This window comes from Demequina sp. (genome assembly GCA_024707205.1).
GTDB lineage: Bacteria > Actinomycetota > Actinomycetes > Actinomycetales > Demequinaceae > Demequina.
The window spans coordinates 2,425,664-2,439,007 of record JANQAD010000001.1 but is presented as its reverse complement, the minus strand read 5'-3'; the positions used below and the strand labels follow the sequence as shown (position 1 = coordinate 2,439,007).

10 protein-coding genes and 1 pseudogene are annotated in these 13,344 nt (G+C 66.2%); 6 read left to right on the top strand and 5 right to left on the bottom strand.

Annotation, left to right across the window (positions count from 1 at the left end; genetic code table 11):
- Positions 1-154 precede the first annotated feature (154 nt).
- The 5 genes and pseudogenes from NVV57_12465 to NVV57_12445 form a co-directional block, all read right to left on the bottom strand.
- Positions 155-897, bottom strand: a pseudogene (locus tag NVV57_12465) (ABC transporter ATP-binding protein).
- On the bottom strand, positions 879-1,721 hold the full coding sequence (locus NVV57_12460; protein ID MCR6713436.1) for an ABC transporter ATP-binding protein: 843 nt from the start codon (positions 1,719-1,721) through the stop codon (positions 879-881). Before NVV57_12460 ends, NVV57_12465 begins: the two are co-directional and overlap by 19 nt.
- Positions 1,714-2,679: a branched-chain amino acid ABC transporter permease gene (locus tag NVV57_12455; protein ID MCR6713435.1), complete on the bottom strand. Its 966-nt coding sequence runs from the start codon at positions 2,677-2,679 to the stop codon at positions 1,714-1,716. The genes NVV57_12460 and NVV57_12455 overlap by 8 nt, the downstream gene beginning before the upstream one ends.
- Position 2,680: 1 nt before the next feature.
- Positions 2,681-3,709 (bottom strand): branched-chain amino acid ABC transporter permease, encoded by a 1,029-nt coding sequence (locus tag NVV57_12450; protein MCR6713434.1) that lies wholly within the window; start codon positions 3,707-3,709, stop codon positions 2,681-2,683.
- A 43-nt stretch (positions 3,710-3,752) separates the two neighbouring features.
- Complete coding sequence (locus tag NVV57_12445) at positions 3,753-4,151, bottom strand: PaaI family thioesterase (GenBank protein MCR6713433.1); 399 nt, start codon at positions 4,149-4,151, stop codon at positions 3,753-3,755.
- 18 nt (positions 4,152-4,169) lie between these two features.
- On the opposite strand from NVV57_12445, the gene polA reads away from it, so the two are divergent.
- The 6 genes from polA (at position 4,170) to NVV57_12415 (ending at position 13,315) form a co-directional block, all read left to right on the top strand.
- The gene (polA, locus tag NVV57_12440; protein ID MCR6713432.1) at positions 4,170-6,827 is read left to right on the top strand and encodes a DNA polymerase I; all 2,658 of its coding nucleotides are present in this window, start codon (positions 4,170-4,172) and stop codon (positions 6,825-6,827) included.
- Positions 6,828-6,837: 10 nt separating this feature from the next.
- On the top strand, positions 6,838-7,860 hold the full coding sequence (locus NVV57_12435; protein MCR6713431.1) for a 6-phosphofructokinase: 1,023 nt from the start codon (positions 6,838-6,840) through the stop codon (positions 7,858-7,860).
- Between the two features lie 133 nt (positions 7,861-7,993).
- Entirely contained in the window at positions 7,994-9,481 is a 1,488-nt protein-coding gene (gene rpsA, locus NVV57_12430; GenBank protein MCR6713430.1) for a 30S ribosomal protein S1, read from the top strand.
- Positions 9,482-9,601: 120 nt separating this feature from the next.
- Positions 9,602-10,195: a dephospho-CoA kinase gene (coaE, locus tag NVV57_12425; GenBank protein MCR6713429.1), complete on the top strand. Its 594-nt coding sequence runs from the start codon at positions 9,602-9,604 to the stop codon at positions 10,193-10,195.
- A 35-nt stretch (positions 10,196-10,230) separates the two neighbouring features.
- Positions 10,231-12,285 (top strand): excinuclease ABC subunit UvrB, encoded by a 2,055-nt coding sequence (uvrB, locus tag NVV57_12420; protein ID MCR6713428.1) that lies wholly within the window; start codon positions 10,231-10,233, stop codon positions 12,283-12,285.
- Between the two features lie 37 nt (positions 12,286-12,322).
- The gene (locus NVV57_12415; GenBank protein MCR6713427.1) at positions 12,323-13,315 is read left to right on the top strand and encodes a TerC/Alx family metal homeostasis membrane protein; all 993 of its coding nucleotides are present in this window, start codon (positions 12,323-12,325) and stop codon (positions 13,313-13,315) included.
- Positions 13,316-13,344: the final 29 nt, after the last annotated feature.

Below are 13,344 nucleotides of genomic sequence, written 5' to 3'. Positions count from 1 at the left end.
GGCCCTCTTCGTTTGCGGGGTCATCCTGCGGGCGCCTCGAATGGACTCTGAGTGCGTCCAAATCGCATTTTCGCGACACCGAGCAACCATTCCAGCCGGGCTACGCGCGGGGCGACAGCTGCGGCGCGTGAAGACAGCTTTGCGCGGTTGACGCCTAGGCGCCCAACGTGCCCAGGTACAGCTCGATGACCTTGGGGTCCTTCAGGAGGTCCTGGCCGCTCGCGGTGTATGCCGACGTGCCCTGGTCCAGAACGTAACCGCGATCGCAGATCTGGAGGCAGCGTCGGGCATTCTGCTCCACCATGATCACAGTGACGCCCGTGCGGTTGATATCGCGGGTCCGAACGAACGTCTCATCCTGGCGCGCGGGGGACAGGCCGGCGCTCGGCTCGTCGAGCAGCAGCACCTTGGGATCCATCATCAGGGCGCGCGCCATGGCCACCATCTGGCGTTCGCCGCCGGACAGTGAGCCGCACGCTGTCCGCGCCGGTCCTTGAGCACGGGGAACAGCTCGAAGATCTTGTCGCGGTGCTCGGAGAACTCCTTGGGGGCCTGGTAGGCGCCCATCTCGAGGTTCTCCTCGATGGACAGCGAGGGGAAGACATTCTGGGTCTGGGGCACAAAGCCGATGCCGCGCGTGACGAGCTCGTTCGCCTTTTTGTTGGTGATGTCCTCGCCGTCGTAGGTGACGATGCCGGAGCGCACGGGCACGAGGCCGAAGAGCGCCTTGAGGAAGGTCGACTTGCCGGCGCCGTTGGGGCCGATGATGCCGATGAGCTCGCCCTCGCGGACCTCCATCGAGCAGCCGTTGAGGATGTTCACTCCCGGCACGTAGCCGGCGATGAGGTTGTCAGCGGAGATGATGACGTTGGCGTCGCTCACGAGCGCTCCTCGAATAGGTCGGTGTCGTGGTGGGCGCCAAGGTACGCGTCCTGCACCGCGGGGTCCCTCATAACCTCGTGCGGATTGCCCTCGGCGATGATGCGGCCCTCGGCCATGACCACCACCCAGTCGGAGATACGACGCACCATGTGCATGTCGTGCTCCACGAACAGCACGGTCACGCCGTCCTGGCGCAGGGCAACGATGTGCTCGAGCAAGGACTCGGTGAGCGCGGGGTTCACGCCGGCCATGGGCTCGTCGAGCATGACCATCTCAGGCTTCGACATGAGTGCGCGCGCCATCTCGAGGAGCTTGCGCTGGCCGCCAGAGAGCGAGCCGGCGTAGTCGTCCTTCTTCTCGATCAGCTTGAAGCGCGTGAGGAGTTCCTCCGCCTGTTCGGTGATCTCCTTCTCGCGGCTCCGCCACAGCGGCGGGAGCAGTGCCCTCGCGAAGTTCTCGCCACCCTGGTTCTGCGCGCCAAGGCGCATGTTCTCGATCACCGTCATGCGGCTGAGCGCCTTGGTGAGCTGGAAGGTGCGGACCATTCCCGCGCGCGCCACCTGCGCCGAGGACATGCCGCGCAGCGGGCGGCCGTTGAACGTTCCGTGGCCTTCCTGCGCCGTGTCGAACCCGGTGAGCAGGTTGAAGAACGTCGACTTGCCAGCACCGTTGGGGCCGATGAGTGCGGTGATCGAGTGACGCTGCACCTCAAAGTGCTGCACATTGACCGCCACGAGACCGCCGAAGGAGCGCATGACGCCGTCGGCGGTGAGGATGGAGTCGGGCTTGGGGGCGCCGGGCTTAGCCTCGACGTGCTCGAACGACGGGATCTCAACCATTGATCGCGATCTCCCTCTTGTTGCCCAGGATGCCTTGGGGTCTGAAGATGATCAGGAGGATCAGGCCAAGGCCGACGAACGCCAGCGCGAGCGGCTCCACCTGCGTTCCCTGCAGGTTCGGCAGCGCCAACGGCGCCAGCTGCTTGATCGCCACGAACAGCGCCCAGAACAGGCACGATCCGAGGATGGGCCCAAAGACGGTCGCCGCTCCACCGAGCAGCAGCATGGTCCAGATCCAGAACGTCGTGGTGCGTCCCATGGAGTCCGGCGAGATGGCGTTCGCGTGCGCCCACACGATGCCGCCGAGCGCGCCGATCACGCCGCCGATCACGAGCGACTGCATCTTGAACGAGTACACGTTCTTGCCGAGCGAGCGAACCGCGTCCTCGTCTTCGCGAATGCCGCGCATCACGCGGCCCCACGGGCTGGACTTGAGCCGCCAGAACAGCAGCGCGAACACCGCGACGAGTGCCCAGCCAACGACCAGCAGCCACCACGAGTTGGACAGCGTGCCGTGGAACTGCCATGGACCGATGCGGATCAGCTTCGGGGGGAACGGCGACAGGGCCTCGAACGGACCCTTGAAGTCTTTGCCGCGAATGCCCGTGTTGCCGCCCGTCCACTCCTTGAGCCACTGACTGCGCCCGACGATGCGCACGATCTCCGCGGCGGCGATGGTCACGATGGCGAGGTAATCGCCTCGCAACCGCAGCGTCGGCCATCCCAACAGGAGGGCGAACAGGACGGCGCCGAGCATGGCGATGATCAGCGCGAGCCAGGCTGGCAGGCCGTGCGAGACCGAAATGCCGTACCCGTACATTCCGATGAGCATGAAGCCCGCGTGGCCCATGTTGAGCAGCCCGGTGAGGCCGTAGTGGAAGTTGAGGCCGATCGCGGCGAGCGCGAACGCCGCCGTGGTGGGCGAGATGACGATCTGCAGGATGTCGTTGAAGTCCATGTCAGCCCACCCGCTCCTTCCGTCCAAGGATGCCTTGTGGTCTCACGAGCAGCGTGAGGATGAGGATCGCCATGACCGCCGCGTACTTGAGGTCCGGCGTGGGCGCGTACACGGTGGTGAGCTGGGCGACGATGCCGATCACCAGTGCGCCAACGACCGCGCCGAACGGCTGACCGAGACCACCCAGCGTCACCGCGGCGAACATCAGCAGCAGGATGTTCGCGCCGAGCATGAAGTCGAGAGTGTCGTTGTAGAGAGCCAGGAGTGGCCCCGCGAGCGCCGCAAGGCAGCCCGCCATGATCCACACGATCCGGATCACACGGTTGACGGAGATGCCGGTGGCCGACGCTAGGGCCGGGTTGTCGCTCACGGCCCGGGTAGCGCGGCCAAGCCGGGTGCGCATCAGGAAGAATCCGACGCCGGCTAGCGCCACGACGCAGATCACGACGCCGATGACGTCGGTGCTGCTGAAGCTGATGGGGCCGAATCGATGGATCTTCGCGGTTGCGGAGATCAGGCGCAGGCGGTCGGGCCCGATCCAGATCTGGATGAGATTCACGAGGATCAGCGCGAGACCGATCGAGACGATCATCTGCTGCATGATGGGCATCCCGCGGCGCCGCAGCTGCTTCCACAGCGATACGTCGAGGAACCAGCCGGCGAAGCCGCCCATCGCCACCGCGATGACGATCGCGGCCCACAGCGGGGCGTGCATCTTGGTGATCGCAACATAGGCGACCGCCGCACCGAAGGTCACAGCTTCGCCGTGCGCAAAGTTGCTGAGGCCCGTGGTGCCGTAGATGAGTGAGAGTCCAACGGAAGCGAGCGCCAAGAGGAGCCCGTAGATGGTGCCTTGGAGGATCGTCTGCAGGAACTTGTTCGTTCCGGGGGCGACGGTTGCCTCGTCGCCGGTGGTCGCCGCTGCCGTCTGCACGAACGCGAACACCATCAGCCCCAGAACGACAGTTGCCCCAATGATCCGCCACAGCACGGGGTTGCGCGCCAGAAGCCCGCCAGCCGCCTGCGTCAATGCTCCTCCTTGTGCCAGTTGCGCCAACACTAGACCCCTAGTGTTACGCGCGCGTTTTGAGCGCGCACGTCAGCCGCGCGGTTGCGACGAGTCTTCCTTGGTCGTCGGTGATCGCGATCGCGTAGTTTGCTACCGTTCGCCCCTTATGCAGGGCCGACGCTGTTGCCGTGACCGCGCCCTCCGTCACCCCTCGGTGGTGGGTGATGTTGAGATCCACGCCCACGGCGATCGCGTTCGGCGCCGCGTGTGCCATGGCGCCGAGCGAGCCGACGGTCTCCGCGAGGGCCGCGGAAGCGCCGCCGTGGAGCAGCCCGTACGGCTGGGTGTTTCCCGCCACCGGCATGGTCGCGACGACCGTGTCAGCGGTCACTGAGAGGATCTCGATGCCGAGGCGCTCAATGAGCGTGCCCGGGAACTGTAGGACGGCGTCTTCGGCGTTCATGAGGATAGGTTGGCATCTGTGAGCGAATCCACCAAAGGCACACTGCTTCTCGTCGACGGATTGTCGATGGCGTTCCGGGCGTTCTTTGGCCTGCCGGTGGAGAACTTCACCACCGAGAACGGCACCGCGACGAACGCCGTCTACGGCTTCACCACGATGCTCTCCACCCTCATGCGGGAGCACAAGCCCACGCACATCGCCGTCGCGTTCGACCTTCCGGGCGGTACGTTCCGCACCGAGATCCTTCCCTCGTACAAGGGCACACGCGATGCGACCCCGCCCGACTTCGAGCCGCAGGTTCCCCTCATCCGCGAGATGCTCGCGGCGCTCGGGGTCGCGGCGCTCGACCGCCCCAATTACGAGGCGGACGACCTCCTGGCCACCTACGCCCGCCTCGGCAGCGAGGCCGGCATGGAGGTGCTCGTCGTCTCTGGCGACCGCGACACCATCCAGCTCGTCACTGACACGGTCACGCTCCTCTATCCGCGCAAGGGCGTCTCCGACCTCGTGCACTACACGCCAGAGTCTGTGTTCGAGCGATATGAGGTGAGACCGGACCAGTACCCCGATCTCGCGGCCCTCGTGGGGGAGACGAGCGACAACCTCCCAGGCGTGCCCGGCGTCGGGCCAAAGACCGCGGCGAAGTGGGTCGCGACGTACGGCGGGCTCCAGCAGATTCTCGAGGCCGCCGACGACGTCCCAGGCAAGGCGGGCGAGAGCCTGCGCGCCCACCTCGACCAGGTGCGGCTCAACCGTCAACTGAATCACCTGCTCACGGACCTTGAGATCGATGTCCCGGTCGAGGACCTCGAGTATGAGGGAGGCGATGCGGCCGCGATCCACGCGGTGTGCGACACGCTGCAGTTCCGCACGCTGCGCGACAAGCTGCTGCCGTTCGCGAAGGGCGTGGCCGAGACGCCCGCGGAGCAGGCCGTTGAGCTTGAGATCATCACCGATGGGGCGCTCGACGGCATCGTCGCCCAGTCGGGTCGCTGCGCCGTGCACGTTGAGGGCAGGCAAGGGGCCGACGCCGACGCATGGGCGATTGGGGTCTCGGGGGCGCCAGGGGTTGCGTTTGGGCTCGATCTGACCGGGCTGACGCCCGCTCAGGATGCCGCGCTCGGCGAGTGGCTTGCGAACGCTGACGTCCCCAAGGTCTTGCACGGGTCGAAGGACGCGTGGCACGCGCTGGCCGCGCGGGGCTACTCGCTTGGCGGGGTCGTTGGCGACACCCAGATCGCGGCCTTCCTCGTGAATCCGGATCAGCGCGGCTTCGACGTCGAGTCGATCGTGCAGCGCTACTTGGGCGTGGAACTCGAGACGGGCGCCGGCGACGGGGAACTCGACCTTGGGCTCGGCACGCCCCAGGCGGCCCGCGCCGCTCAGGGTGCGGCGACCGTGTGGTCCCTCGCCGAGGTGCTTGAGCCCGAGGTGGAGGCGAGAGGGATGCTCGAGCTCTACCGGGAGCTCGAGTTGCCGCTCGTGGTCGTGCTCGCGCACATGGAGGCTGCCGGCATGGCCGTGGACTCCGCGCATCTCGCGATGCTCGCCGATGAGGCGAGGGCGCGAGCGGACCGAGCGGCGGAGGACGCGTACGCGGCCCTCGACGGCGACCGCGTGAATCTGGGCAGCCCCAAGCAGCTCCAGGAGGTGCTCTTCGATCGTCTCGGCATGCCGAAGACCAAGAAGATCAAGACCGGATACACCACTGACGCCGCCGCCCTGTCCGACCTGTTCGAAAAGACGCAGCACCCGTTCCTTGAGGCACTGCTCGCGCACCGCGACGCGGCCAAGTTGGGCCAGATCATCGAGACGCTCGCGCAGTCCGTCAGATCCGACGGGCGCATCCACACGACGTTCTCCCAGGTGGTCGCGTCCACGGGGCGGCTCAGCTCCAAAGACCCGAACCTGCAGAACATCCCCATTCGCACGGAGGAGGGCCACCGGCTCCGGGAGGCGTTCGTGGTGGGGGAGGGCTTCGAGACGCTCGTCACCGCCGACTACTCGCAGATCGAGATGCGGATCATGGCGCACCTCAGCGGCGACGAGGCGCTCATTGAGGCGTTCAGGTCGGGCGAGGATCTGCACCGGTTCGTCGGCTCCCGCGTGTACGGCGTCGATCCCGCGGACGTGACCCCAACGATGCGCTCGCACGTCAAGGCGATGTCCTATGGCCTTGCGTACGGACTGTCGGCGTTCGGGCTGTCCAAGCAGCTGTCGCTCGATGTTCCCGCGGCTCAGGCGCTCATGGATGAGTACTTTGAGCGATTCGGGGGAGTGCGTGACTACCTGCGCGCCTCGGTCAAGAAGGCGGCCTCCGTCGGCTACACGGAGACCATCTTCGGCCGCCGTCGCTTCATGCCGGACCTCACGTCCACCAACCGCCAGCGTCGGGAGATCGCGGAGCGGGTGGCGCTCAACGCGCCCATCCAGGGGAGTGCCGCGGACCTGATCAAGCGCGCCATGCTGGCGGTGGACCGGAGGCTTCAGGACGAAGGGCTGTCGTCAAGGCAGGTGCTGCAGGTGCATGATGAACTCGTGGTCGAGGCCGCTCCCGGCGAGAGGGAGGCGGTCGAGACCATTCTCAGGGACGAGATGAGCGGTGCTGCCCAGCTCTCCGTGCCGCTCGATGTCAACGTAGGAGTCGGTGCCAACTGGCGCACCGCAGGACACTGAAGGCAGGCACATGCGGATCGGAATCCTCACCGGCGGAGGGGACTGTCCCGGGCTCAACGCGGCGATTCGCGCCGTCGTCAAGCGCGGGACAGCGGAGCACGGCAGTTCGATAGTCGGCTTCCGCAACGGCTGGGAGGGCGTGATTCGCGGGGACGCCGTGCCGCTGTCGCGCAATGACGTCTCCGGGATCCTCGTGGACGGCGGAACCATGCTCGGCACGGCCCGCTGCCATCCCCACAAGGTCGAGGGCGGCATGGAGGCCGTCAAGGAGACCGCTGAGAATGAAAAGCTCAACGGGTTCATCTGCATCGGCGGCGACGGCACCCTCAAGGCGGCGGGAAAGGTCTCGCAGGCCACCGGGCTGCCCGTGATCGGGATTCCCAAGACCATCGACAACGACGTGGTGGGGACCGACGCCGCGATCGGGTTCGACACGGCCGTCACCATCGCTACGGAAGCCATCGACCGCCTGCACTCGACGGCGGAGTCCCACAACCGCGTGATGGTCGTGGAGCTGATGGGCCGTCACTCCGGCTGGATCGCCGTCACCGCTGGTATCGCCGGGGGCGCGGACATCATCCTGGCGCCCGAGGAGCCGTTCGACGTCGACGTCATCGCGAAGAAGATCAAGCACCGCCACCGCTACAAGAACTTCTCGATCGTGGCCGTCGCAGAGGGCGCGATTCCCGCAGAGGGCTCCACGTGGACCGGCAAGGCGACCATCGACGACAAGGGAAATCCCATTGCCGGATCCATCGGGCATGAGATCACCAAGGCCATCGAGGCCGCGACGGGCTTCCCCACGCGACTCACGGTGCTCGGCTACGTCCAGCGTGGAGGGATCCCCACGGCGGCAGACCGGCTCCTCGCCACCCGGTTCGGGGTGGCCGCGATCGACGCGATCACGAGCGGAGAAGGCGGCAAGTTCACGGCCCTCGAGGCGGGGGAGATCGTGCTCAAGCCGTTCGAGGTGATGATGGGCAAGACCAAGTGGGTGCCCCAAGAGCTGCTGGACACCGCGCGCGACCTGTAGGAAGCGTCGGGCCGGCATTGTGCGTGGGCACGCACGCAGGGTATGATGTCCGTTGGCCATTTTGCGCCCTCGCGCGCCCTTCGGCCACGTCCATATTCATACCGAATCCCCCATCCATCGGAGCTACTCCTTAATGTCCGTATCCACCCCCGAGACCACCCAGATTGCCGTCAACGACATCGGCTCGAGCGAAGACTTCCTCGCCGCGATTGACGCAACCATCAAGAACTTCGACGACGGTGACCTTGTTGAAGGCATCATCGTCAAGGTCGACCGTGACGAGGTCCTCCTCGACATCGGTTACAAGACCGAGGGCGTCATCCCCGCCCGCGAGCTGTCCATCCGCCACGACGCCGACCCCGACGAGGTCGTGAACGTCGGCGACACCATCGAGGCCCTCGTTCTCACCAAGGAGGACAAGGAAGGCCGCCTCATCCTGTCCAAGAAGCGCGCACAGTACGAGCGCGCCTGGGGCTCGATCGAGAAGGTGAAGGAAGAGGACGGCATCGTCTCCGGCACGGTCATCGAGGTCGTCAAGGGCGGCCTCATCGTGGACATCGGCCTCCGTGGCTTCCTTCCCGCCTCGCTCGTCGAGATGCGCCGCGTGCGCGATCTCGGCCCCTACATCGGTCAGCAGATCGAGGCGAAGATCATCGAGCTCGACAAGAACCGCAACAACGTGGTCCTGTCGCGCCGCGCCTTCCTCGAGCAGACGCAGTCCGAGGTGCGCTCCACGTTCCTCACCGCGCTGGCTCCTGGCCAGGTCCGCAAGGGCGTCGTGTCCTCGATCGTCAACTTCGGTGCGTTCGTCGACCTCGGCGGCGTTGACGGCCTCGTGCACGTCTCCGAGCTGTCCTGGAAGCACATCGACCACCCCACCGAGGTCGTCAACGTGGGCCAGGAGGTCGAGGTCGAGGTGCTCGAGATCGACATGGACCGCGAGCGCGTGTCCCTGTCGCTCAAGGCCACGCAGGAGGACCCGTGGGCCGTGTACGCGCGCACCCATGCGATCGGCCAGATCGTGCCCGGCAAGGTCACCAAGCTCGTTCCCTTCGGCGCGTTCGTTCGGGTCTTCGAGGGCATCGAGGGCCTCGTGCACATCTCCGAGCTGTCCGTGCGCCACGTTGAGCTGCCCGAGCAGGTCGTCTCCGCCGATGAAGAGGTGTTCGTCAAGATCATCGACATCGACCTCGAGCGTCGCCGCATCTCGCTGTCCATCAAGCAGGCGAACGAGGGCGTCGACCCGAACGGCGAGGACTTCGACCCTGCGCTGTACGGCATGACCGCCGAGTACGACGCTGCCGGCAACTACAAGTACCCGGAGGGCTTCGACCCCGAGACCCAGGAATGGCGCGAGGGCTTCGACGCCGAGCGCGAGGCCTGGGAGGCGGACTACGCGCGTGCTCACGAGCGCTGGGAGGCCCACAAGGCGTTCGTCGCGAAGCAGGATGCTGCGGCCGCGGAGGCAGAGGCGACCGCGCCCGCTCCCAAGAAGCGCGCAGGCAAGAGCGAGGGCGGCTCCGCCACCTCGTACTCCTCTCACGACGAGGACTCCTCCGAGGGCACGCTGGCCTCGGACGAGCGCCTCGCCGCGCTTCGCGAGAAGCTCACCGGCAACTAACGCTCTGCGTTACGCCAAGGGGCCCGTCACCGCTGGTGGCGGGCCCCTTGTCATGCCCGACGCTGTGGCAACCTTCCGCTGGAATTTGCCCACAGCGTCGGGCCGTGGAAGATGCCGAGCATGCTGCGCATAGGCCTCACCGGGGGAATAGGGGCGGGAAAGTCGACGGCCGCTCATCGCTTCGAGTTGCTCGGCGCCCGCCTGATCGACCACGACGTGCTTGCGCGACGCGTCGTTGAGCCCGGCTCTGCGGCGCTCGTGGACATCGTGGCCATGTTCGGGGATGCCGTGCTCGCGGATGGGCAGCTGGATCGCCCGGCGCTCGCCCGGATCGTGTTTGCGACCGATGCGGACCGAGCGCGACTCAACGACATCGTTCACCCCTACGTCATCGCGGCGGCGCTGGCGGCTGACAGGCAGGCACGGCTCGATGGCGTCGATGTGGTGGTGCATGACATCCCGCTGCTGGTGGAGACGGGCCAAGGCGGCGACTTTGACCTGGTCGTCACCGTCGCAGCTCCGCAGGACGTGCGCGTGGAGCGGCTCATCGCCACTCGCGGCATGACGCGGACCGACGCCGTGGCGAGGATCGAGGCGCAGGCCACGGACGAGCAGCGGGCCGCGGTGGCGGACGTCGTGCTCGACGGCTCTGGCTCGCCTGAGCAGCTTGCCGCGCAGGTCGACGCCTTCTGGCTCGAGCACGTGCCCCACTGAAGGGCCATGTCAGTGCCCCGGCGTACGGTTGACGCATGACGTCAGACCTGCGCCGCGCGGAGAACCCGTTCCAGGTGATCTCGGAGTACACGCCTTCCGGCGACCAGCCGGCCGCGATCGATGACCTTGCCGCGCGCATCCAGGCGGGGGAGAAGAACGTGGTGCTCCTTGGCGCCACGGGAACCGGAAAGTCGGCGACGACGGCGTGGCTCATCGAGAGGCTGCAGCGGCCAACGCTCGTGATGGCGCACAACAAGACGCTTGCCGCGCAGCTCACCAACGAGTTCCACGAGCTCCTGCCGAACAACGCGGTCGAGTACTTCGTGAGCTACTACGACTACTACCAGCCGGAGGCGTACGTTCCGCAGACGGACACCTACATCGAGAAGGACTCCTCGATCAATGAGGAGGTGGAGCGGCTGCGGTACTCGGCGACCAACTCGCTGCTGACCAGGCGCGATGTTGTCGTCGTGTCATCGGTGAGCTGCATCTACGGCCTCGGCACTCCCGAGGAGTACATCAACGGGATGGTGACGCTCGCGGTCGGCGACACCCTGGACCGTGACGCGCTGCTGCGCGAGTTCGTGCAGATGCAGTACTCGCGCAATGACCTCGCATTCACTCGCGGCACGTTCCGCGTGCGTGGAGACACGGTGGAGATCATCCCCGTGTACGAGGAGCAGGCGATCCGCATCGAGTTCTTCGGCGACGAGATAGAGGCGCTGTACACGCTGCATCCGCTCACGGGCGATGTCATCGCTCAGAAGGAGCAGGTGCACATCTTCCCGGCGTCCCACTACGTCGCGAGCGAGCAGCGCATGCTCCGCGCCATCTCGACCATCGAGCAGGAGCTGGGCGAGCGGTTGCTTGAGCTGGAGAGCCAAGGCAAGCTGCTCGAGGCGCAGCGGCTCAAGATGCGCACCACCTTCGACCTCGAGATGATGCGCTCGGTGGGCACGTGCTCTGGCATCGAGAACTACTCGCGGCACATCGAGCAGCGCGAGACGGGAACGCCGCCGCACACGTTGCTCGACTACTTCCCCGAGGACTTCCTGCTCGTCATCGACGAGTCCCACGTCACGGTGCCGCAGATCGGGGCGATGTTCCACGGCGATCAGTCTCGAAAGAGAACCCTGGTGGATCACGGCTTCCGGCTTCCCTCAGCCCTGGACAACCGCCCGCTCAAGTGGGAGGAGTTCCAGGACCGCATCGGGCAGACCGTGTACCTCTCGGCCACGCCGGGCCAGTACGAGCTGGAACGGGCCGACGGCGTGGTTCAGCAGATCATTCGGCCCACCGGGCTCGTTGACCCCTTGGTGGTCGTGAAGCCGACCGAGGGCCAGATCGACGACCTGCTGGAGCAGGTGAGGTTGCGCGTAGAGCGCGACGAGAGGGTACTCGTCACCACGCTTACCAAGAAGATGGCGGAGGACCTCACCGACTATCTCGCGGAACGCGGCGTGCGCGTCGAGTACCTGCACTCGGACGTGGACACGCTGCGGCGCGTGGAGCTGCTTCGCGAACTGCGCATGGGTCGCTTCGACGTCCTCGTCGGCATCAACCTGCTCCGGGAGGGGCTCGACCTTCCGGAGGTCTCGCTCGTCAGCATCCTCGATGCGGACAAGGAGGGTTTCCTGCGCTCGGGTACGTCCCTCATCCAGACCATCGGTCGCGCGGCGCGAAACGTCTCCGGCGAGGTGCACATGTACGCGGACGTCATCACCGACTCCATGAAGTCCGCGATCGACGAGACCAACCGCAGGCGAGACCTGCAGATCGCGTTCAACGAGGCGAACGGCATCGACCCCACCCCGCTGCGCAAGCGCATCGGCGACATCACCGAGATGCTCGCGCGCGAGGAAGCCGACACCGCGAAGACCCTCAAGGAAGCGAAGAAGGCACCCACCCCGTCGGGCGCGCGAACGCCCATGGCCGATCGCCCTGCCGAGGAGCTCACGCAACTCATCGAGGACCTGTCTGCGCAAATGCGTGGGGCGGCCGCGGAACTGCAGTTCGAGTTGGCAGCGCGGCTGAGGGACGAGATCGCGGAACTCAAGAAGGAACTGCGGCAGATGCTCGGTGCACAGTAGGCGAGGGTGTCTGGGCGGCCGCCCCTAGGATGGGCTGGTGGAATCGACGGCCGTCTGGGTGATCACCGTCGCGGCCGTCGTCGGGCTCTTCGTCTTCGACTACTTCCTCGTGGTGCGGAACCCGCACGAGCCAACCTTCCGCGAGTCGACGCGCTGGACGCTCTTCTACATCTCGCTCGCCGCGATCTTCGGTCTCAGCATGATCGCGTGGAACTCCGCGCAGAAGGCCACGGAGTTCTTCGCGGGCTACATCACCGAGTGGTCGCTGAGCGTCGACAACCTGTTCGTCTTCCTCGTCATCCTGACGCGCTTCGCCGTTCCCGCGCTCTATCGGCAGCGGGTGCTGCTCGTCGGCGTCGCGATAGCGCTCGTACTGCGCGCGGTCTTCATCGCCGTCGGCGCCGCGGCGCTGGCCGCATTCACCTGGGTGTTCTACCTCTTCGGGATCTTCCTCATCTGGACCGCGTTCTCCGTTGCCCGCGAGGGCGGTGCGGAGGAGGGGGACGTCGAGTACAAGGAGAACCGCATCACCCGCTGGGTGCGCAAGGTGTTCCCCACCACGACCGACTACCGCGGGCCGGCGCTCATGGTGCGCGAGAACGGCAGGCGCTTCATCACGCCGCTCCTGATCGTGATGATCGCGATCGGCACCACCGACGTGCTCTTCGCGCTGGACTCGATCCCGGCGATCTTCGGCCTCACCCAGGATCCCTACATCGTGTTCACGGCGAACGCGTTCGCGCTCATGGGACTGCGGCAGCTGTTCTTCGTGGTGCAGGGGCTGCTCGCGAGGCTCATCTACCTCTCGTACGGGCTCGCTGTAATTCTCGCGTTCATCGGCATCAAGCTCATCTTCGAGGCGCTGCGGGAGAACACCCTGCCGTTCATCAACGGCGGCGAGCCGATCCACGCGATTCCCGAAATGCCCACCTGGGTGTCGCTCGTGGTGATCATCGTGGTGGTCGGCACTGCGGCGGTGGCAAGCCTCATAGCGACCCGCGGCCGCAATGACTCCCAAGGGTCAATGTGACGGGTGTGACTCGTGTGACTCAGATGAGC